The organism is Pseudonocardia autotrophica, from assembly GCF_003945385.1.
GTDB lineage: Bacteria > Actinomycetota > Actinomycetes > Mycobacteriales > Pseudonocardiaceae > Pseudonocardia > Pseudonocardia autotrophica.
The window spans coordinates 2,896,440-2,917,810 of record NZ_AP018920.1; the positions used below are offsets into that span (position 1 = coordinate 2,896,440).

24 protein-coding genes are annotated in these 21,371 nt (G+C 68.1%); 2 read left to right on the plus strand and 22 right to left on the minus strand.

Annotated elements, in window-relative coordinates:
- Positions 1–173: 173 nt before the first annotated feature.
- Positions 174–1,462 (plus strand): IS3 family transposase gene (locus tag Pdca_RS13690; RefSeq protein ID WP_125911393.1). Its coding sequence is split into 2 segments (ribosomal slippage): positions 174–528 and positions 528–1,462, totalling 1,290 coding nucleotides; the frame shifts between segments, so codons are not numbered across the junction.
- On the opposite strand, the gene Pdca_RS13695 is transcribed toward Pdca_RS13690, so the two are convergent.
- The 17 genes from Pdca_RS13695 to Pdca_RS37535 form a co-directional block, all read right to left on the minus strand.
- A complete protein-coding gene (locus Pdca_RS13695) occupies positions 1,420–6,444 on the minus strand; it encodes a hypothetical protein (protein ID WP_125911394.1) in 5,025 nt (1,674 codons plus the stop codon). The two genes, Pdca_RS13690 and Pdca_RS13695, sit on opposite strands and share 43 nt — an antisense overlap.
- 80 nt (positions 6,445–6,524) lie before the next feature.
- The gene (locus Pdca_RS13700) at positions 6,525–6,872 is read right to left on the minus strand and encodes a hypothetical protein (RefSeq protein ID WP_085911481.1); all 348 of its coding nucleotides are present in this window, start codon (positions 6,870–6,872) and stop codon (positions 6,525–6,527) included.
- The gene (locus Pdca_RS13705; protein WP_085911482.1) at positions 6,873–7,364 is read right to left on the minus strand and encodes a hypothetical protein; all 492 of its coding nucleotides are present in this window, start codon (positions 7,362–7,364) and stop codon (positions 6,873–6,875) included.
- Between the two features lie 3 nt (positions 7,365–7,367).
- The gene (locus Pdca_RS13710; protein WP_085911483.1) at positions 7,368–7,676 is read right to left on the minus strand and encodes a hypothetical protein; all 309 of its coding nucleotides are present in this window, start codon (positions 7,674–7,676) and stop codon (positions 7,368–7,370) included.
- 8 nt (positions 7,677–7,684) lie between these two features.
- A complete protein-coding gene (locus Pdca_RS13715) occupies positions 7,685–8,098 on the minus strand; it encodes a hypothetical protein (protein ID WP_125911395.1) in 414 nt (137 codons plus the stop codon).
- A 107-nt stretch (positions 8,099–8,205) separates the two neighbouring features.
- On the minus strand, positions 8,206–8,706 hold the full coding sequence (locus Pdca_RS13720) for a phage tail tube protein (protein ID WP_085911485.1): 501 nt from the start codon (positions 8,704–8,706) through the stop codon (positions 8,206–8,208).
- Positions 8,706–8,885 (minus strand): hypothetical protein, encoded by a 180-nt coding sequence (locus tag Pdca_RS13725; protein WP_085911486.1) that lies wholly within the window; start codon positions 8,883–8,885, stop codon positions 8,706–8,708. Before Pdca_RS13725 ends, Pdca_RS13720 begins: the two co-directional genes overlap by 1 nt.
- Positions 8,886–8,890: 5 nt before the next feature.
- The gene (locus Pdca_RS13730) at positions 8,891–9,331 is read right to left on the minus strand and encodes a hypothetical protein (RefSeq protein ID WP_085911487.1); all 441 of its coding nucleotides are present in this window, start codon (positions 9,329–9,331) and stop codon (positions 8,891–8,893) included.
- A gap of 2 nt (positions 9,332–9,333) precedes the next feature.
- A complete protein-coding gene (locus tag Pdca_RS13735) occupies positions 9,334–9,885 on the minus strand; it encodes a hypothetical protein (RefSeq protein WP_085911488.1) in 552 nt (183 codons plus the stop codon).
- Between the two features lie 3 nt (positions 9,886–9,888).
- Positions 9,889–10,137, minus strand: coding sequence for a hypothetical protein (locus Pdca_RS13740; protein ID WP_085911489.1), 249 nt, complete (start codon positions 10,135–10,137; stop codon positions 9,889–9,891).
- 114 nt (positions 10,138–10,251) lie between these two features.
- The gene (locus Pdca_RS13745) at positions 10,252–11,616 is read right to left on the minus strand and encodes a phage major capsid protein (protein ID WP_085911490.1); all 1,365 of its coding nucleotides are present in this window, start codon (positions 11,614–11,616) and stop codon (positions 10,252–10,254) included.
- Positions 11,617–11,627: 11 nt separating this feature from the next.
- Positions 11,628–12,488, minus strand: coding sequence for an HK97 family phage prohead protease (locus Pdca_RS13750; protein ID WP_085911491.1), 861 nt, complete (start codon positions 12,486–12,488; stop codon positions 11,628–11,630).
- A gap of 25 nt (positions 12,489–12,513) precedes the next feature.
- Complete coding sequence (locus Pdca_RS13755) at positions 12,514–13,785, minus strand: phage portal protein (RefSeq protein ID WP_085911492.1); 1,272 nt, start codon at positions 13,783–13,785, stop codon at positions 12,514–12,516.
- Entirely contained in the window at positions 13,785–14,066 is a 282-nt protein-coding gene (locus Pdca_RS13760; protein WP_125911396.1) for a hypothetical protein, read from the minus strand. The genes Pdca_RS13755 and Pdca_RS13760 overlap by 1 nt, the downstream gene beginning before the upstream one ends.
- 13 nt (positions 14,067–14,079) lie before the next feature.
- Positions 14,080–15,900, minus strand: a complete 1,821-nt coding sequence (locus Pdca_RS13765) for a terminase large subunit (RefSeq protein ID WP_158092085.1) — start codon at positions 15,898–15,900, stop codon at positions 14,080–14,082.
- A gap of 688 nt (positions 15,901–16,588) precedes the next feature.
- Positions 16,589–16,834: a hypothetical protein gene (locus Pdca_RS13770; RefSeq protein WP_085911495.1), complete on the minus strand. Its 246-nt coding sequence runs from the start codon at positions 16,832–16,834 to the stop codon at positions 16,589–16,591.
- Between the two features lie 184 nt (positions 16,835–17,018).
- Positions 17,019–17,147: a hypothetical protein gene (locus Pdca_RS37535; protein ID WP_269462856.1), complete on the minus strand. Its 129-nt coding sequence runs from the start codon at positions 17,145–17,147 to the stop codon at positions 17,019–17,021.
- 406 nt (positions 17,148–17,553) lie between these two features.
- Here Pdca_RS37535 and Pdca_RS13775 point away from each other — a divergent pair, with 406 nt between their 5' ends.
- A complete protein-coding gene (locus tag Pdca_RS13775) occupies positions 17,554–17,967 on the plus strand; it encodes a hypothetical protein (protein ID WP_125911398.1) in 414 nt (137 codons plus the stop codon).
- Here the strand turns inward: Pdca_RS13775 and Pdca_RS13780 are convergent.
- From Pdca_RS13780 to Pdca_RS13800, 5 genes are all read right to left on the minus strand, one after another.
- The gene (locus tag Pdca_RS13780; protein WP_085911497.1) at positions 17,964–18,488 is read right to left on the minus strand and encodes a hypothetical protein; all 525 of its coding nucleotides are present in this window, start codon (positions 18,486–18,488) and stop codon (positions 17,964–17,966) included. The two genes, Pdca_RS13775 and Pdca_RS13780, sit on opposite strands and share 4 nt — an antisense overlap.
- Positions 18,489–19,198: 710 nt before the next feature.
- A complete protein-coding gene (locus Pdca_RS13785; RefSeq protein ID WP_085911499.1) occupies positions 19,199–19,954 on the minus strand; it encodes a cupredoxin domain-containing protein in 756 nt (251 codons plus the stop codon).
- Between the two features lie 116 nt (positions 19,955–20,070).
- Positions 20,071–20,307, minus strand: a complete 237-nt coding sequence (locus Pdca_RS13790; protein WP_085911500.1) for a hypothetical protein — start codon at positions 20,305–20,307, stop codon at positions 20,071–20,073.
- A complete protein-coding gene (locus tag Pdca_RS13795; protein WP_085911501.1) occupies positions 20,300–20,530 on the minus strand; it encodes a hypothetical protein in 231 nt (76 codons plus the stop codon). The genes Pdca_RS13790 and Pdca_RS13795 overlap by 8 nt, the downstream gene beginning before the upstream one ends.
- Positions 20,527–21,003, minus strand: a complete 477-nt coding sequence (locus Pdca_RS13800) for a DUF6221 family protein (RefSeq protein WP_125911399.1) — start codon at positions 21,001–21,003, stop codon at positions 20,527–20,529. The genes Pdca_RS13795 and Pdca_RS13800 overlap by 4 nt, the downstream gene beginning before the upstream one ends.
- Positions 21,004–21,371: the final 368 nt, after the last annotated feature.

Genomic DNA, 21,371 nt, shown 5'->3' on the forward strand with positions numbered 1-21,371 from the left:
GATCGATGGTGATGTGGCCCGTGCCTGCACAGCTGCCGCTGCCTTCGTCTGGGTGAGTTGGTCGTGGATGCCGGCGGCGAGGGCGCTGGGGTTGGTGGTGAGTCGGGCCCTGACCCCGTTCCGTGGACACGCTGATCCCCGCACGGTCGGGGGAAGCGAGATGATGTCTGACCATGGCCCGCAAGAACTACTCCGACGAGTTCCGTCGGCAGGCCGTCGAGCTGTACGAGTCCACGCCCGGGGCGACGGTGAAGGGCATCGCCGCCGACCTGGGCGTCGAGCGGGCCACGCTGGCGTTGTGGCTGGACAACCTCGGGACCGGGACCCGCACCGCCCCCGACGGCACCCGCACCCGCAGCGCACGTTCGGTGCGTGCGCCACGCCAGAACGCCGGTGTCGTGCCCGTCGCGGATGAGACGCCCGAGCAGCGTCTGGCCCGCCTCGAAGCCGAGAACAAGGCACTGCGGGCGGAGAAGACCAAACTCGAGACCGAGCGGGAGATCCTTCGCCAGGCGGCCAAGTATTTCGCCGGGGCGACGAACTGGTGACCCGCTTCCAGTTCGTCGCCGACCACTCCGACACGACCTCCAGCCCCCGCCGGGGCTGGACGGTGAAGCGGCTGTGCGCACTACTCGACGTGCGACGTTCCTCGTTCTACGCCTGGCTCGCCGCCGCGCCCGCCCGCGCGAAGCGCACTGCCGCGGACACCGCCTTGGCCGAGCGGATCCGCGCCGTGCACGACGGAGACCGCACCTGCGGGCGGCCGCGGATCACCGCCGAAATCAACGACGGCGTCGAGCCGGCGCAGCGGGTGAACCACAAGCGGATCGGCCGGGTCATGCGCGAGCACGGCATCGCGGGTTACCGCCGCCGTCGCCGGGTGCGCACCACCATCCCCGAGCCCGCCCAGAGCCCGGTGCCCGACCTGCTCGGGCGCGACTTCACCGCGCCCGCCCCGAACATCGTCTATGTCGGCGACATCACCTACCTACCCCTGGCCGATGGCGGGAACCTCTACCTGGCCACCGTGATCGACTGCCACTCCCGGCGCCTGACCGGGTGGGCGCTCGCCGACCACATGCGCACCGACCTCGTCGCAGACGCCCTCCGAGCGGCGGCCGCGGACCGCGGCTCCCTCGCCGGGTCGATCTTCCACTCCGACCACGGCTCGGTCTACACCAGCCGCGCCTACGCCAACCTCTGCGACCGACTCGACGTCCAGCAGTCGATGGGTGCGGTCGGGTCCAGCGCCGACAACGCCCTCGCCGAGTCGTTCAACGCCACCCTGAAGCGGGAAGTGTTGCAGGACAACGCGTTCTGGCCCGATCAGGCCACCTGCCGTCGGCAACTGTTCCGATGGTTGACCCGCTACAACACCCGACGCCGCCACTCCTACTGCCGCTACCAGACCCCGAACACCTACGAGGCAGACTTCGCAGCTACCGTTCCGGACGCCGCGTAATCCACCCCGTGTCCACTATCCGGGGTCAAGGCCCGTCGGTGGATTCCGTAGCCCATGGCCCCTGCTGTGGTGGCGAGGATGGACTGGCTGCGGGGCGACTGGTTGATGGGGATGAATGCTTCGTCTCCGCGCATCCGGTCGCCGATCAGGCGGGGCTGGCGCGGAGGGACGATCTCGGCGCGGCTGGCGGACATGCGCCGCGGCCGGTATCCACCGGCGGCGTAGGCAGCTGGTGTGGCGTAGCCGCCGTCGGCGCGGGCCCGGGCGAGCGCGACGTTGCCGCGGGTGATGATGTCGACGACGTGCGTGGAGCGCTTGGGGATGGCGTTGATGACGGGGGTTGCGAGATCTCTCGCGTTGAGAGTCATCGTCGAGGTTTGGCCGTTGCCGTAGTTGACTGTGGCGTTAATAGTCCCGTCGGCATTCGCAGAATTCGCGTTGAACGTCATCTCCGCGGTCTGGCCGTTGGCGAACGTCACCGTCGAAGTGACCGTGCCGTTCGCTGATGCCGAGTCCGCCGTGTAGGTCATCTCCGCGGTCTGGCCGTCCCCGAACGTCACGGTCCGAGTGATCTCCCCTACCGCCGGGGCCGAGTCGGAATCGAGCGTAATCGTCGAGGTCTGGCCGTTGCCGTAGGTGACAGTCGCGTCGACCTTGCCGTGAGCTGCCAGAGCGTTCGCGTCGTAGATCATCTCCGCGGTCTGGCCATCAGCCATCGTGACCGTGGCTTTGACCTTGCCGTCTGCGGCGACCGTGTTCGCGTTGTAGGTCATCTCCGCGGTCTGGCCATCCGCGAGTGTGACCGTTGCCGTGATCTTCCCGTTCGCACCGGCGGTATCGGCATCGAACTTCATGGTCGCGGTGCGGTTGTTCTGGAAGGCCACAAACGAGTCCAGGTTCGCCCTAGCTTCCGCGGTGTTCTCCGTGATTTTGAAGGTGCCATCAGGCAGACGCTCGATCTGGAATCCCATCTGCGTCAGGTTCGCCTGCGCCTCCTGGGTCAACGCCTGAACGATGACGTCCTTGCCTTCTGGAACCTCACGAATCTGCGCTGCGAGGGTGTTCATCTCCGCGGCGACACCCTGCGCGTTCGTGCGGAAGTTCGTCTCCGCCGCAGCAGGGATCAACCCGATCTGGTTCGCCAACGCCCCGGCCTGCTCCGCCGACATGCCGGCGCCCTCAGCGGCAGCGATGAACGCATCCCGCGAACCCTGCATCGAGTTCCGGGCCGCGATCGCACCCGCATCGACACCCATCAGGGCGCCCTCAGCTTCACCGGCACGCTGCGCTGTCTCCGCCGCCGACTCGGCGACCGACCGCAGGCCGTTCGCGAGCTGCTCGGTCATCGGGGCACCCTCACCCAACGCCGCCAGCCCAGACCCGATCGCATCCAAGGTCGACGCGAACTCGTTCGACGCCTGAGCCGCCAACCGGGTCTGATCCTGGATCTTCGCGAGCTCGCCGTTCGAGATCCCCAGTTCCTCGCCGAGACGGGCGGCCTCACCGGCGGCACCGAACATCTCGTCAACAAGGTTCCCGAACGCGGCGCCACCATCTTCGGCCTGCCGGGCGACCTGCCCGACCGCGTCCTGCACCTTCCGCATCGCCGCTTCGTTCCCGATCGACGCCGCAGCGATGTCGTCGAGAGACACCCCGTAGGCGGCCAGGCGGGGTGCGACCTGGTCATACGCCGACGACTGCGAGATCAGGCCGGCCGCATGGTTCGCCAGCTGCCCCTGCACGCGCTCCAACGCTCCAGCTTCGCCGAGGTGGGCGCGCGTCAAATCCTGGGTGGAGATCCCCAACTGGCGGGCCGTGTCGAGGGTGCCGTCCTTCGCTAGCTGGTTCGCCTTCTCGTTGATCGTGGCCTGCGTAATCGCACCCGAGTACTGGTCGAGGGTCCCGGCGAGCGCATCGAGCTCTGCCCGGTGCGCGGCCGCTTCTGCGGCGGCGTTCGCCTGGTGCGCCCCGAACGCCGCCAACGCAACCCCAGCAGCAGCCAGCGCAACACCCCACGGGCCGCCGAGGAACGACACCAGACCACCGGCACGAGTCACGAACCCGTCCATCTCGACCCTGGTCCCGATCAGCGCCCGGGACAGCCCTGAGCCCACCGATGCACCCAAGCCTGCCACCGCCCCGGCGAACCGACCGAAGTGTCCTATCGCGCCGGAGACGGCCGACCCGATTCCCGAGAACGCCCCCTGTACCGCTGTGGGGATGGCCCTCAGTCCGGTGGCAACCGCGGTCCCCATGCCCCGGATGCCAGACATGACCGCAGCGGAGGCGCTGGAAATGGCGCCAGCGACCTGCCCTGGGAGCGCCCGGAGCGCTCCTACCGCAGTGGTCACGCCTGTCTGAATCCCGCGGCCGATCGCGGCACCCGCAGCGACCGTCGCGGCCGGGATCTGCCGGACCGCCGACACCGCCGCAGCAGCACCGGACCGCAGCCCCGCAGCAGCGACCTGCCCAGCATTGACCGCTGCGGCACCGAAACGGCGCAAACCGTCCGCCGCGTTGATCGCCGCCACACCGATACCGGTCCGCAGCGTCGCCGCCGCGGACGACACCGCAGCGGGAATCCGACGGATCGCCTCAGCCGCGTTGATCGCCGCCACACCGAGCCCAGTGCGCAGCGTCGCCGCCGCGGACGACACCGCAGCCGGGAGGCGACGGATCGCATCCGCAGCGTTGATCGCCGCAACACCAATACCGGTGCGGAGCACACCCGCGGTGTGCGCGATCCTCTGCCCCAGCTGGATCATCGACTCGCGTGCATAGATCGCGGCATAGCCGAGCCCCGAGTTCAGCGCCCGGGCCGCACCAGCGACGGCAGACGGGATCCGGATGATCGACTCGACGCCCCGCGACACACCGGCCGCCAGCCCGGCGCCCAAGGCGGCCGTAGCCCGCTGCGCCGCGGCACCGGCCTGGTTCGCGAAGTTCCGCACCGCCGTTGACGCCTGTACATACGACTGCCGCAACGCCAACGCCGTCTGCGCCGCCCCGATCTGGCTGGTCTCCAAAGCCGCCCATACGGCGCCGAGCCGGCCGATCTGCTGCCCCGCCGACGCGGCCAGAGCGCGCTGCAGGCGGGCCTCGTCGGAGAACTGCCGCATCGCGCCGATCGCGCCTCCGATGCGCCCCCTAAGAGCTCCGACTCGAGCGCCAAGGGTGTTCATCTCGCCCGACGTGTCCTGCGCTCCCTTGTTCGTGGTGCGCAGCGCCTGCCCGAGCGTTTGGAACGCCCGCCACGACTTGATCGCACTAGCGGGAAGGTGCATCGCGGCCGCCATCAGACGGCCTGCACCGGTCAACGCCAGCATCCCCGCGATCAGCGGGCCCAGAAGCGGCGCAAGAGACTCGATGATCGCCGCCAACGGCGGCAACACCGCCGCAGCAAGGTCACCGAGGATCCGCAGCACCGGCGCGGCAGAGTCAGCGAGAGCTGACAGTGCCGACGCGACAGCCGTGAACGCGCCTGCATCGTTCAAGGCGGTGATCACGTCCAGGAGTGCGTCACCGAGCTCCAGCAGGCCGGGCAGAAGCGCGTCAACGGCGCCGCGGACATCGGTGAAGAACTTGACGAGGGTGTCGGTGCCGTCCGCGGACTGCGCCCACTCCTTCATCGCCGACGTGCCACGCTCCAGCGTGCCCAGGAAGTCCGCACCGGCAGTCTCTGCGGCGGTGAACACCGCGTTCAAAGTCGATCCGACATCGCCGACGATCCGGCCGAGTTGGGCGATCGTGTCGATGCCCTCCTGGATCCATTCGGCGAGCTGGCCGGAGTTCGCGGCCTCCGCCATGAAGTCCCGCCACCTACCGGTAGCGCGCTGCAACCCGTTCGCCAACCCGGGGAGGAAGTCAGAGCCAACCTTCCCGATGTTGACGAACATGTCGGTGAGGTTCGACAGGATCCCACCGAGCGGCATCGTCGCCCGCGTGATGTTGTCGAAGATCAGCCCGATGCTGTTCGTCGCCTCCACCGACGACATGAACCGCACCCACTCGGAGCGGGCCGCCGACATCTGCGTCGCGATCCCCGACAAGCCGGCATTCAAGATCGGGAAGTAGCGACCCGACATGACCTGCAGGTCCGCAGCCAGGTTCGAGAACAAGTTCTGCTGGACGCTGTTCTGGACTTCCGACCAGCCCGAACCCAGATCGCGGATCGTGATCGCCGCCGACCGCGCGGCCGGGGCGAGCTCCTTCAACGCCTCCGCGAACTTCTTCGCATCGTCACGAACCTTCAGGGCGTCGGAGAACCCGTTCATGCCGATCACGACGGTCGCGATACCCGCACCCACCGCCAGACCAGCAGCGGGGATCAGATACATGGCCTGCGACAGCGCCACCACCGACGCACCCAACGATGCGACCGGCGGAGCAGCCGACGCGGCGGCGAACGGCAGGACCGTACCCATCGTGCGACCCAGCTGCGCCATCCGCAGCACAGCCTCATCCAGGCCGCGATCAACATCGACACGGATCCGGGCACGACGGCCGTCGACCCGATCGACCAGCTCGTTGATGGCCGCCAACTGCGCCGCAGCGCGGGCCGCATCCGCACGGACCTGCACGTTCGGAGACGATCGACCGATCTGATCGAGCTGCCGCTGCAACTCCCGCGTCTCCGCGAGCGCCTCCGCCGCACCGATATCGATCCCGACCGTCTTGTCCGACAGCTCCGCCAACCTGCGCCGCACATTGGCGATGGCCCGCTCAGCAGGGTCGGAGTCGGCGTCGATCTCCAACTCGGGCAGGTTCCGCAACGCCGCCTCGAGCCGCGCCCGGGTCTCCCGGGCGAACGATCCAACCTTCCGTTCGGCCTGGGCGGTGTCGACATCGACGTGAACATCGACGGTTTTCCCGTCGAGGTCGTCGAGGCGCCGCTCGAACCGTTCGACGGCGCGGCCCATACGGGCGAACACCTGCGAGGCCCGGTCCAGGGCCGATACGTCGAACCGGAGCTCACGAGCCACGAGTCACCCCTCCACCGCCAACCGGCGCGCTTGAAGTCGTTGTGCGGGTAGCGCCCGCCGGGGGAGGAGCGCAGTGCTGCCTACTTGCTGGCAGGCTTCTTTACGGGGGTGTCGACGAGCTCGACGGTCAGGAACGCGATCGTGCGACGGAAGTGCTGCCACTCCAGCATCGGGTTCTCGCGCTTCCGCACCAGGAACGCCATAACCTCGAGGTCGACCTCGTTGAGTTTGGTGATGTCGTCCAGGTTCGCCCAACCGGCGATGCGGGACAGCCACGCCGTCGCCGACGCCCCGGTGAGCTCACGGATGATCTGCGTTTCCTCACCGGTGAGTAGCGCCGGTGACTGGTCGAAGTCGAAACGAGACTTCTCGGTCGACCCGGGGCCGCCGAGGAGGAAGGACAGAGTGTTTGCGCCCGGACTGGTCATCTACATCCCTAGCTTTCGTGCGGTTCGGTCCATGGCTCGTTCGATACCGCGCCGCCACCGCGGCTCGTACCGTTCGAGGGTCTTGTAGAAAACTTCCTGGCCCCACTGCTTCTCCCAGTGGTTCCGGTTCCCGAACACCGGGTGTTTCCAGGTGCCCATGTTGTTCATCCCGAACGTCAAGGTGCGCCCGTAGCGGGCATCCACCTGGCGCGGGTTCACGTGCACCCGGATACCGTTCTGCTGCACCTGGATCTTCGTGGCGCCGGCGATCCGGCCCCGCAGTCCAGTCGACTTCGTTCCGCCACCTCGCGACGAGGTGACATCGACGGTCGCCCACGCGGCTTTCGTGGCCGCCAAGGCGGGCTGGCCCTCAGCGCGGATCTCCCGCACCAGGTCCCGGCGCAAATCCCCGTTCCCCGCGTCCCGCAACGCGCGTACGAGACGTCGGAACACGTCCTGGTTGTGCACCTTCAGCCATGCGATCGTCGCCACCGCTCACGCCTCCGGGTTCCGTTCCAACCTGATCGACGTCCCCCGGCGGGGCCGGTTCTCCTTGGCCTGCCGTGCCTTCTCGAGGGCCTCATTGGCCTTCTCGGTTTCCTGGCAGCCCCGGCAATGCACCCGCTTCGCCGTGTAGGCATCCACTGAGCCGCCGACTTCGGGATCCCAGTCATCAGGGTGGGTGCCGCACGACGGGCACCGCTCCTGTTTCCGCACCTGATGCATGACCGCCTTGTCGCGGTCATCGGGATCCCACGACAGGAACTGGCTGTGCGGGACTTGGTAGATCTCGCAGACGTCCATCTCGAGGGCTAGGAGGGCGTCTGTGCGGAGCCTTTTCCCACCTGCACACCCAACGAGCGGGTGTTCAACCCGAGCGCGGTGTTCAGCAGGGCGTTCTTCTCCGCCAAGTTGACTTCTCCCTGGGCGAACATGTCGGCCCAGTCCTGCGCGGTCATCGGCGGATCGTCAGGGCCTGCATCCAGGTCGATGACGGATGCCTCGAGTAGCGCCGGCCAGAAGGTGGGCGGGTCGAAGTCCCAGCCGTGATCGGCGTCCTTCGCGGCGGGGTGTTGCGCGACGAGCGCTTCCCAGTCGGCGGGCGGTAAAGCCCGCACCTCAAACTTGAACGACTCCAGCGAGTCGAGGGTGGTGCGGGCGGCAGCGAGCCGCTGCTCCACCTCGCGTGTGTCCGCGCCCCTGCGGCGTGCCTCCACCAGCTCCACTTCACACTCCGCGACCGCATCCACAGCGACGCTGTAGGCGGCCGGATCCTCCGGGAATGTGACCGTCTGCGAAGGCAGGGACCGGGCCCGGAACCGGTCCCTGACACTCACGGGCCGGCGTGCGCCGGAACGGTCAGGTTCTCCGCCGGCTCCTCAGTGATCGCGAACTGGAACTCCATCGTGTCCGGGTCCGACCCGTCCACGCTGAGGTTCTTCGACTGCGCCGACACGATCACCGGGAACACGTCGTACCGGTTGCCCGCCACATCCCCACCCGGGAACCGGAGAACGAACCCGGCCGTGTCCTGCTCCATCAGATCGCGGGCGTCGTCGCCGTCCTCCGACATGTAGCAGGTCAGCGACGAGTCATCCGCGGACTTCTCACCCGGGATCGTGTTCGTCCATCGGGTCTTCAGGTTCGGGGCCTCGATCTGCCCGGACTGCACCGTCCACCCATCGTGGTCGGCGACGATCGGGGACAGATCCACCCCTGCATCGATCTCCGTGCGGGTCGGGGCGTGGTAGTCCGCGATGGTCTCCACCCAGTAGTACTTCGACTTACCCCGCGACGTGTACAGCGTGATCGCGGAGATCTCCGGGGCTGGCATCAGCCGTTCTCCTTCTCAACCTCGACCAGACCACCGGTGGCGGCCTTCGACCCCGACCGGGACGGCGGGGTGGACTGTGCTTCGGTCCACCCGGACCGCTGCATGATTCGGAACTTCGCCGGCGACATACGGACCACGTGACCGTTCGCCGGGTTCTTCGCCATCACGTGATCGGTCACGGCGGCTACTCCTTCTCGTAGGTGTCGATGCGCACGACGAACTGGATGAGCGCCGTGAACGCCTGGTTGTCCCGGATCGGGGTGTAGGTGTGGTTCGGGATCCGGGCGTCCACCACGTCGGGGCGCTGCGTGAGCTCGGCGAGCACCGGCGGGAACCGGCGCAGCAGCGCATACGCCTGCCGACGCAACCTGGGGAAGTCGTCCGACCCGGACGACGACTGCAACAGGCACGCCAAATCCAGCTCGCCCCGATAGGAGCCGAGACCGAACTGTGACGACGACTGCGCAGGCGCGATCTCGCCGCCCTCCGCATTCACCGCCAGCCCGATCGCGTTGGCGGCGTCAATGTCATCCGACGGCGGGCCATCCACGACCTGCACACCGTCGGGGCTGAACTCGGCCTGCACCAGGCTGTGGAGCGCTTCGATGATGTCCGGCGCGTGCATGCTCATGGCATCAGCGGTGCTGCCGCGGGCAGCAGATCGGATGCGGCACGGGGGATCGCCCACCCGGCCCCGGACTCGAGGGTGCCGTTATCGGCGCCACCACCGAACGCTCTGCGACCTGACAGCGGAATCCGCTGCGTCTGCCACAGGTGAGCGACAATGATCAGGCCGGCGACACGGAACGACGCCGGCGGATCACCGATGCCCGCGACATAGGTGATCCGCACATCCCCCGACACCCCGACAGGGGCGAGCCGCACGATCCCGGTGTCAGGGTCGATGACCGCATCGGACGGGTTCCACTGCGTGTTCGACCCGTCAACCGCCTGCAAGTCAGCGATCGACATGACCGGCCGGTTCCGCAGCACCACCACCCCCGAAGGGGGCACCGTCACCACTTCGACCATGTTCTGCGGGTCCACCGTGAGCCGGGTGAACCCCTCGATGGCGTCAACAGCAGCGTCGATGAACCTCTGCAGCTCCGGAACATCGTTCGGGTCGGGCTGATCCATGTTCAGGTGCGCATACACCTGATCCAGGGTGATCAGCGGCATCAGCTAGGCCTGCTTGTTCCGCGGCTGACGGCCACGGCGACGAACACCCCCATCGTCCTTCGGGAGCTCGCCCCCGTCCTCGTCAACCGCATACGACGGCGCCGGGACATCCACACGGGCCGCAGGCTTCGCGGCGCCGAGCTTCTTCACCTCGAGACCGTCACGCTCGGCGAAAGCCTTCGCGTCCTCGTCGGACAGCTTCATCACGGTCGTGTGTCGGCGAACACCGACCTCGTACAGGTGCAGAGCCATCACAGGCTCCTTCCATGGGGTGGGAATTGCGGAGAGGGGTGTCGGTGAGGGCACGGCAGGCAGGTCCGGGCACGCCGCTGACGGGCCCTCACCGACGATCAGTGAGGCGGCGGGTCAGCCCCCGCCGCCACCGCCCGCCTCCGGCTCACCGGAGAGGTCGATCTCCACGAACGCGGACGGCTGGATGACGCCGAACGCGGCCCGCATCTCCGCGAGGATCACGACGAGGTTCCTCACGAAGAAGTTGTCGTGACTGTCCGTAGTCGTGATGGACGACTGCTCGCGATCCCAGAGAATGGCCTTCCGCCAGTCACCGACATATGCGGTACCAGCCGGAACAGCCTCGGACTCCACGACCGGCAGACCCCACAGGGTCGGCGCCTGACCCGCGGCGGCCGGGCCACCGAAGAAGAACGCACCCGTACCGGCGCCAGCACCGGTGTCCTCGCGGAGAAGCTCGATCTCCTCGAGGTCAGCCGGGTTGATGACGTACCCGTTGGGCTGCGAACGGCCGGTGATCCGAACCTTCGTCTTCGCCTTCCGGGTCGTGACGAGCCGGTTGGTGTCCCACGCCTGCGACTGGACACCGGACACGTTCGCGAGACCCTCGAGGTTCTCGCCGGTGCCGTCGCCGGCAACCATCTGATCCTCGAGCTCCTCCTCAAGCCCGTACTCGAGGAACGAATCGATGAGGGTGACCATCTGCGCGGCATCCGACAGGGCCCGCTTGGTGATCGGGATCCAGTGCGCGATCGTCCGGACCGGGGTGGTGACCTTCGCGGTCGCCAGCGCCGACTCCGGCTTGTAACCGCCCGCAGCGTTGGTGAGCTGCTGGGTGGAGGCGGTTGCCTCCGGGACCGGGGCGGCGTTGTTCGTGATCGACGTGACCCGCACGTACTCGATGGAGTCCGTCGACGTGGTGCCGGAGGTGACCAGGTCCCGCAGGGTCAGGGGCCGCTGGAACGGCTCCAGCCCAACCCGCAGACCCAGCTGGTCCGGCTCGATCAGCGAACCCGCCGACGTCTGCGACACACCGGTCACCAGCGCCTTCGAACCGCGGTTCGGGGTGAGGCTGGAGAACCCGGTCGGGCGGGTGTTGATGCGGTGGTTCTTCTGGAAGTGACCGCCCGGGGCGGAGTGCATGAGCTCCTGGAACTCGTTGCCCTCCACGTACAGCTGCCCCAGGGACTTCCCGCCCCGCTGCGGGACGATCAGACCGGACGGGGTCCGGAACGAACCGGACTTCTCCTGAACCTCGACACCGTCGAGGTCGGCGATCGCGGCACGAACGGCGGCGTCACCCTTGGCCTGCTTCGCCCGCTCCTGCGCGGCCTTCGCCTTCGCGACGAGCTCGTTGACCTGCCCGCGCTCCTCATCAGTGAAATCCCGGCCGGCCTTCTCAGCCACCTCGGAGATGTCACGGGCCGCCTTGAGATGAACCTTCATCTCCTCGGCGGCATCCACAGTCGTGGTGCTCATAGGGAAACTCCTCAGTCGTTCAGCATGTCGAGCTCAACCTCGAGCAGGTCGAGCTCGGTGAGCAGGCGAACGTCGGCGGTTCCCTCACTGGCGGGCACATCCTCGGCGGCGACCGGCTCTGCAGCAGGCGGCTCGACGGGATTGGCGGGCTCAGCGGGCGTGGCCTCTTCGGCTTCGCTCTCTGTCGGTGACACCGGTGTGGTGTCGGCCTCCGCGGATTCGCGGAGGAAGTCTTGGACGGCCTGCTTCACCAGCTCCTGCACCCGATCCTCGAACGGGACCTCGGCGGGACTGTCGGCAGGTTCGGTGGGGGCTTCGGGGGTGGCGGTGTGCTTCTCCCCGGTCGCATGCCCGCAGGTGGGGCACGGCTCGGTCTTCGTGGCCTTCACCCCGAGCAGCGCGGTCGCCGGGTTCGCCCCGACCATCGTCGGCCCGCACTCGTGGATGTCGAGCTCGTGGAGCTCCTTCAACGCACCCGGGGAGTTCTTCCCCGCAGGTCGGGCGTCGATCTCGGTGTAGGCGAACGAGAACTGCGACACCCGGCGGCCCTTGAGGAGCCGGTACACCTTCGCGGCCTTCGGCTCGTCCATGTCGAGACGCGCCTTCACCCACAGCCCCTCCGGGCGCTCCTCCGCTTCGAGGACCTCACCGATGTAGGAGTCGGGGTCGTCGGACTGGTGCGACCACACAAACGGAAGGTTGTTCCCGGCGGCCTTGTGCCGGGCGAGGGACTTCCCGAACGCGCCAGGCACGATCTGATCCCCAACGCTGTCGACGTTGTAGGCGGCGACGATCGCCTCGACGATGCCTTCCTCGGCACCCTCGTGGGTACCTGCGGTCTTGACCGTGATCGGGCAGGTCTTGACCTGCATGGACCCACTTCCTTCCTGGCGTTGGCTAGCGTTCGACGGCGCGGAGCTGGGTCGGCTCCGGCGCCGGGTTGTCGTTTCGGTCGGCCGGATCGGGTGCGGAGTCCCGCGGTGACGCCTGCCCGCCGACGAGCACGTTCAGCGGGGTGATGAGTTCGGCGCCGTCGTCGACCTGCGGCAGGTTCAAGCGGGCCCGGGCCTCATTGCGGGTCATGTACGGGGCACCGACAGCGGTCTGCAGCTGCGCGGCCTGCTCCTGGAACGATCCGCGGAGCTTCTCGGCGAGGTTGAACTCGGCGTAGATGTGTCCCGAGGTGTCGAAGTCGGGGATCAGCTGCAATGCCAGCTCCTGCTGGATCATGTTCAGCCACGGCCCCAACGTGTCCGAGTACATGATCTTGTGTTGCTCGGAGATGTTCGTGTACGTGGCGCTATCGAGGAGCCCGACCAGCGTCAACGGGATGTGATACGCCGACGTGACCTCTTCACGGGTCAGCTTCCGCGCCTCGATGTACTGCGCATCCCGCGGACTCGTCCCCGCCGGCACATACTTCATGCCGTCCTCGAGGATCGGCGTCCCACCCGGACGAGCACCATCACCGGTGTACTGGGACTGCCAGCCCGCCCGGAACGCCTCCTTACCCGCACGAGACCACTCCGGCGCCCCCACCGGACGCTCGATATACCCGGACAGGCGGGCGCCGTTGCGCCACAGCTGCGACCGGAACAGCGACGCCTGGAAATCCTCAGCGAGGATCTGCCGCAACGACTCCAACGGGCTCGTACCCGTCCGGTTGTCGATCGCCGAATAGCCGTGGAAGTGCACGACATCCTCAGGCTGGAACCGGCGCCGCCCGTACCGGAACGACTCCACCATGAACGGGTTCTTCCCCTCCAAGGTGACCTGCGCCGGATCCAGACGCAGCAGCGCCGGATCCGAACCGTCCGCCGAACGCACCTTCAACCAGAACGCGCAGTCATAGATCGCGATATCCGCGACCAGAGCCTCGATCAGCCGGAACGTCGTCGTGTACGGGTTCGGGCGCGCCAGCAGCTTCGACAGCGGATGATCCGCGACACGCTCCCGGTCCAGGTCCGACACCCGCTTGAACACGTGGATGCCCATCTGCGCGATGTTCCGCGACAGGAACCCGACCACGGTGCGGATCTGCGGCTGCCGCTTCCACATCTGCGCATACGTCGGGAAATCGTTGTCGGTGATCTGCAGATGCCCCGAGCGGGGGATCGCATGACCCGACGCCGACGACGCAACCTGACCCTCAGAGATCGTGAACGCCATCAGCCGGCCACCTGCACATACTCGATCTCGACGCGGTCAAGGATCACGGAGCCGTCCACCGTCTGCGGCTGATTGCCGGGCTCCAACATCTCCACCCCGCGCAGCTCAAGAAGGCCACTGCGGCGCCGCCACTGAATCCCGGTGAACGCCCGACCCGACTTCATCTGCACCAACACCCGGCGGCGCGCCCCGAGACGGGCCGCGGAGACACGGTCGAACACGTGCACACCAACCCCGACAAGGAGGATCAGGACAGCGGCGGTCAACACGACGAGCTCCACCACCCGCCTCCTCTCACACAACCATCAGTTCGGCGTCCGGCGAGTCATAAGCCGACCGGACCGGGGTGCCCTTCACCGCAACCCCATGCCATGCGAGGGTCGCCGCAACCAGCGGGGAAATGTCGGCGCCCGACGTGCGCTTATCCCACGCCCACGCATCCGACAGACGCCGCTTCTGCGCCCCATATAGGGCCTTGTTCAACTCCGGCTGGTCCCGATGCCGGAACGCGTGACGCTCCACCACGTCCTCGTAGAATTGGCCGCACGCCTGCGCCATCTCACGACCGGTCACCAACACCGGTTCGATCCGCAGGTCCTGCAACGCCGGCAGCAGTGACCCGGCGGCGGATGCCGGGTCCAGAACCCACGCGGCGGGCCGCCAGCGGGCGTGCAACTCCTTCACCCGCTCCAACAGCCAGCCAGTGCCATCCCGGCGGTCCACCACCTCGACATGCCCGACACCATCCGTACGGCGGCCGGCGATCGCGATAGCAGCCGACGAACGGTCCGGTGCCGCGTCCACCGCGAACACCACCGGATCCACCACCTGCGACCGGGTGTCCGCCAGATGCGCCCACACACCCGGCTGGATCACCGGGTCCGTGGCGTTCCGGTCCGGCCACTGGTTCAGATAGGCGCGCTGGAACTCGATGAGCTCCATGGACGAGAAGTCCGCGGCGATCGCTTCCTCGGAGATCGTGTGCCCCAGAGCTGGCATGCACGCCCGCCACGTCGCAGGATCCGACGGGTCCGCATCCTCCGGGGCCGACCACTCGAAGTAGGCCAGCCCCTTCCCGGAGCCGCCCTCGACCGCGGCGCGGCCGGCCGCCATCTTCTGCTTCAGGTAGACCGACGAGTCGTTCCCGGCGGTCGAGACGACCCACAGCTGCGGCTGCGGACGCGTGATCATCGCAGGCTTGAACGCCTGCTCCATCCGGTTGTCCACCTGGCTGAACGCCTCATCCAGGAACCCCAGATCCAGCGTCGCGCCGTGACCGGACTTCTCGGTGTTCGCGACGATCCCGTGCTTCGACCCGTTCCGCCACAGGATCGCCTCGTTACCGTTGGTCTTCCGCACCGAGAACAGCTTCCGGAACACCTTCGACCGCTCGAGGGCGAGGACGTGCTCGTCCTCCCACTTGATGCGGGCGTCGTTGCGGGTCTGCGCGCCGTAGGCGATCACCTGCCGCTGCCCGTCGAACCCGAGCGCTCGGTGCACCGCGAGCGCGAGGATGAGCGTCGTGTTGTGCGTCGGGACCAGGTCGCGCCCGGCCAGGAACAGTCCGTCCGGCGAACCGACCTTGATGCAGCGCACCGGTCGCGACTCGACCGGCACGATGGACTCGATCGACAACGTGGCACGGCCTCGTCGCCCGTCGCTCGGCTTCCGCCGCGTCGACTTCCGGACCAGGCGGAAGGGGTTGAACGGGTCGTCGGCGACGGGGGTGAACGTCACCCGCCACCGACGGCCGACTTCACGCCCCTCGATCCTGGCCGCGGACTCCTTGGACACCGCCCGCCAACCCAAGGAACGAGCGAGGAAGAGAACGGCGGCGGCGAGACGCTGGTTGGTGGAGCAGAACTCCGCGTGCCCGTTGGTTCCGATGGAACCGTCAGTGTCCATGAGGCCCTGAATCAGGGCTTCCCGCTGTGCCTCGGCGGCGGTCAGGTACTGGTCCGGGACGTGCTTGTCTCCCCACACCCCGAGCTGCCGCAACCGGGCACCAAGCTCACTCTGCTTGAGCGTCCCGACGCCGACTCGAACCGTCCAGCACGTCCGGTCCCGCCGCCGGGAGACGATCCGCGCGCCGGTGGACTCCAGCAGCGTGCACATCTCCTCGACGTCGGCGTCCCCGGACGAGATCTGCGCCGAAGTGGACGCCCCGTCACCGAGCCACACCCCGAGCAGGTACGGGTCGACCGGAAGGTCGGCGTCCGGCAGTTTCACCGGTGCCTGCCGCGGCAACACATACCGGTTCTCCCGAGTCGCGTAGCGCTTCCCGTTCGTCGACGTCTCGCGGGTTCCCCCCGGGTACCGGGACAGCCCGGAGTCGAGAAGCTCCCGGGTGGTGGCCGTGCGCGTCTCGAACCAACGAGTCCTGCCCGGCCCGCGAGACCCGCGGCAACGTTCGGCCCGCTTGTCGGTGACGGTCCACAGGTGGTCCGCATCGGCCACCACCGACCGGTTGTCGACGGTGGTCACACGGAAGCAGTCGTGGCCGTGCATCACGTCGCTGACGAACTCGACGGCGACCGAGTGGCCGTCCGGGTGGAACACCCGGTCACCGACACGGACGTCGGCCATCGTGGTCCAGCCCCGGTTCTCGGTGAGGAGTTCCGTGGCGAGATCCAGCGCCTTCCCGGACTGGCGGGGCACCGTCAAACCGATCTCGCGGTAGGCGAGCCGGCCGGTGTCCGGGTTGATTTCGAGGGCGGTGTCGGCGACGAACCTCTGCCACGGCATCAACGGAGTCCCGAGTTGTTCGGCGACCGCGGCGACCTTCGGTCCGAGCGTGGCCCGCTCAGGGCGTCGTCGGGTCGCCCACCGGGGTTGACAGGTCTCGGAGCCAGGCGTCGGCATCGTCGTCGCTCTCCTCCGTCACCAGCAGGTCAGCGAGCGTTGCGCGCAGTTCAGCTGCCACCGCGGCGGTGGCCATGCCGGCGCCTTCGTCGAGCTTCTGCGCCAACGCGATCGCGATCGCATACAGAGCGTGATGGCCGGGGTGGACGACGGGAGCTTCGCTCAACACACCCTCGACCGCGTCCACAACGGACACGAGAGGCTGAAAGGGGGGCTTCTCACGCCTCTGACCAGCCAAAACGCACTCCCCCCGCAGCTCTCGGGGAGAAAAAAGATGGACTGCGGCGTCTTGGGGCGTTTCCGCAGGTCATGATGCTGACCCCCTACCCTCACGCTGCGTTAGTGCAGGTCAGAGCGTCGCCGCTTGTTGATCAGTTGTGGATCACCGTGTTGATCTCTGCATCGCGTTGAAGATCATCGATGTCAAGATCGTTCTTGCGTATGATCTTGACATCGTGATCGTTCGCGTCGATGTCAAGATCGTTCTTGTTGGTCACCACACACGCGACGCTCGACCACGACCCAACGCATCCAGCTCACGACGACGCCGACGCAACCTGTTCCCCAGCTTCGCGCCCGCACTCGTGTTGCACGACGCGTGCGCGAGCCGCGAGGTCTGCGTCCCACCCAACGCCTGCGGCACACCATGGTCACCGTGAGGCTTCCGGCCGTCCGGATTCAGATGCGGCTCGGCGAACATCGGCCGATCGCAGAACGGGCACAGCTGCCCCGGGTACCGGGCCAGGTGGGCCAGGAGCCGGGCGGTGGCGGTGCGGTGGTGGTGGCCGTACCCGCGGGCGGCGGCGGTAGCACGTGGCGCCACAGCCACCTCCTGCGGGATCATCCGGTCCACCTGATGGCCGGCGGGTGTGTAGCACCCCGGGGCTGTGGAGCGAAGGAGTGGGTATGACCGTCACGCGAGGGCAGGACCCCAGCACCCACCCCGCCGGCGGTGGTGCAGCACCGCGACGGCGGGTGGCCGCTGTGGTGGGCGGCCTGGTGCTGGTGGTGGCACTGGCCACCGTCGGGTTGTGGGTTGCGGGCACGGCCGCGACCGGGCCGTCTGCCGGGCAGCGTGAGGCGTACGTGGAGCAGGTGCAGGCTGGCTGGCTGGCTGGGGGGGAACGGATGCGGGACCTGCCCGCCCCGCTGGTGGGTGGCCCGCTCGACGCCGGGTGGACCGAGGATGAGCTGGTGGAGGCAGGCGGGCTGGTCTGTGACGGGGTGGGGCAGTGGGGGCTGGTGGCCCGCTACCCGGACCACGTGGGGGTGTTCTCGGCGCAGGTAGTGGTGGAGGCTGCGCAGCAGCACCTGTGCTAGGTGGCAGTGACGGCTGTCGCTGTCAGTGACCAGGCGTTGATCAGGGTCGAGTACTCGAGCGCGACCATCGCGACCTGGCCGGATGGGACGTCGAGGGTGCGGGTGGTGATGCCGGTGGTGGTGCGCACCGCGGACGCGAGGGTCACGGTGCGGGCGGCGCCGGAGGCGGCGACGTTGATCCGCAGGATCTGGCCGTCCACGCCACCGGCGGGGGTGATCGTGGGGTTCCCGGTGGCGGTGATGTTGACGCGGTCGACGGGCAGCCCGGAGGTAGCGGTGACGGTGAGGGTGCCCGCGGCGAACAGCTGGGTGTCGGTGTTGGCGTACAGGTGAGTGGCCAGGCCGTTGTTGCAGGCGTCGAACGACACCGGGTTCCCGTTGCGGTCGGCGGCCACCATCGTGCCCCAGGTGTCGCGATTGACCGAGACGTACGCCCACCAGGTCACCGTCAGGGCCGTTCCGCTGGGGAGGCCCGACGTGGCGGTGAGGCAGTCGTTGGCGTTGTCGAACCGGACGGCCACTGTTCACCCCCGGGCGTCGAGCTGCTGCCGGAACGCCTCAACCTGCGCGTCTATCCGCGCCTCATACCGGCGTGCGGCCCAGGCGTGGGTGTTGGCGAACTTGAGTGCGACGGGCCAGGTGAGGAGGAGCCCGTACGGGGAGGTGAAGCCGCAGTCGCAGTGGAGCCGCCAGTACCAGCCTGGGCGGCGGAACAGGGAGTGGTTGAGGTGTTCGGCGTAGACGCGGGGCCGATGCTCCACCTGTCAGCACCCCCGGATGTGTGGTGGCGGGGGACGGGTGCCGGGGCGCCCACGCTTGGGGGCTGCACGCTCGCGCACCCGTCCCGCCGCCGGCCATGAAGAGTGTTCGCTGGCAGGGTGGCGTGGCTGGACTCCCCCGAGACAGCCGACGCGGTTTCTGTCAGCGTCCCGGGGTGGGCCGGGATACTTCACGACCGGGCGCCACGACCAGCTCGTAGAGACAGGTGTGGCGCCTGCAGGAAAGTGTGACAGATGAGGTGATCAATGCGCAACAAACTGCGTGTCGACCCGGTGGTGTTCCGCGAAGTGCTGCACTTCTTCGAGGTCGTAGCAGTGTCGGGAACCTCGGGCGCCGTGGGATGGGAAGTGGCCGCGGGCCGCCCACTTCCGGATCGTCGCCGGTGTCACTTGTAGCCCGTAGGTGGTGGCCAGGTGGAGTGCGGCGAGTTCGGCGGTGACGAGGGGGCGTCTCATGCGGCGGGGGCGACTTGGAGGGAGCGGCCGAGTTCGAGCCACCGTTCGCGTGGCCAGTGCGCTCCGCAGGATCGGCAGTTGACGGAGCTGTCTTTGATGGGGGCGTAGAGGCGGGCGGAGCAGACGAGCGGCACCCCGGCCTCGTCGGGTTCGGGGAGGAGTTCGGGGCATAACCCGATGAACTTCGGTCGGGGGTCGCCGGTAACCGGCCGGAGCGCGGCCTGCAGGGCTCGCAGCTTGAACGCCACCTCGACAACCAGATCAGGGTCGCGGGTGATCAGGTCGAGACGCTGGTCCAAGTGTCGGAGTAGGTCGTGCACATCAGCGCGGTGATGCGGTCCGGCCAGACCGAGTCGGTCGGCGGCATCCCAGGCCAAGATGTCGAGCTCGCCGCGGATCGACACTGGGGGGCGTTCGTCCTCACGGCACGCCCGCCCGGCACGGTCGACCCACACCTTCGCGGTCTGACTGGATCTCGGGTCGGTGAAGGCGATGACGTGATCGGAAGCGGGGCTACGGGACCCGAACCCGGGTGCTCCTCGGCCGGTGGCGCCCTTTTGCGGGGTGGGGTCAAGCATGCGGTAGCGGTCGCCGATGTCGCGCATCACTGCCCGCAACCGGTCCAAACAGTTGCTGCAGGTGGCGTATCCGCGGTCGGCGGGAACCCAGTCCTGGCCGTCGGCGGGCGGCCGGTGCAGGGCACACGCCCAGGTGGGGCGGTCTTCCGGCGTGTCGGGGTGGGTGGTGTTCACGATTGACTCCCGGGGCGCGTACGGTGCGGGGCCATCGCGGGCTGCTGATCCGTCACAAGACCGGCTTCGCGGATGGGGCCCGCCAGATCTGCGACATCTGGCGGGCCCCGCTTCGTCTAGTCGCCCTCCCCGATCTCCGCGCCGTCGACGAGGCGCTGCGCCACCGCCAACAACCCGAGCTGCGTCACCCAGTCCGTTACCGCGGTCTGCCCGATCACCACACCATGCTCACCAGTGGACGCGTCCACGGTTTTCGCGATGACCAACGCGTCGGTGACATGATCGTGGTCGTCGAGGTCGAACGTGACACCGAGCGCGTCGAGGATCGGGCCGGCCGGGCGGGGTTCAGGCATCGACAACCTTCCACTGCGGATACATGCGCAGACCGAGGTCCCGCCAACCATCAAGTCCTCCGATCACCACGTCATCGTCGATGATCTGGTCGACCTCAGCGCGGGTGACGCCGAGTGCCGCGAGAGCGTCGACAGCGTCGGGGTAGTCGAGAGCGGGCGCTCCGCCGTCGTCCCATGAGGCAGCCCGGAGGAGCTTCTCGATCGCAACACCTCGGTCGGTCACGCGACCTCCCATGCCGGGTTGAAGTCCGGGTGCGAGCGGTACGGCAGGGCCAGCGCCCGGACAGTGCCGCACGGGAACCGCTCCTGCACCAGCGGATAGGTCCAGCCCTCGGCGCCCTGCTCGTCCCAGTCGTCCGGGTAGTCGAGTCGGACGTGGCAACGCCAGCACACCTCAACGTCGTGCAGCCCGAGTGTGGCGTCGGTGAACCGGACCGGTGGGTGCGCGGCGAGGATGGCCCGCTTCGCCGCGACGTCGGCCAGGACGCGGGATGGGTGACCGGCGCCGGCCATGAACGGAAGCTCCTCGGGGACCATCCCCCACGGGTAGGTCGGGAACGCGTCCCCGGCCGCGATGCCGGAGCCGTCGCTGTACGGCTCGCCCTTGCGCTCGGCGCCGACGGCCTGCTCCACCGTGCGAGCAAGCTGTTCGTCCTCGTCGATGCGTGCGGTCAGGAACTCCACCAAGTCAGTCACTGGGCCACCTTCGCATCCCACCAGCAGCGGGCCAGCTCATGCATCGCGGCGACGATCGGCATGTGTACGGGATCCTCCACCTCGACACGCCACCCGCAGGTGGGGCACCGCCATACGATCACACACCGGGAAGTGTTCACACGCAAAGTGTCGCAGGTAGACCGGTAGGCGTTACCGGTCAAGACCCAACATCCCCAACACCTCACCAATCTCCGCCTCGCCGAACCCGAGCACGTCACAGCGGCGCCGCGCGAATCGGGTCGCACGCTGCACCGTGTCTGTGGGGAGCTCGGCAGATGTGTTCCCGAGGCGGGCATCGACAGCCTGGTGGCCATTCACCGGGTCCATCAGCGGGTCTCCTTCGATGC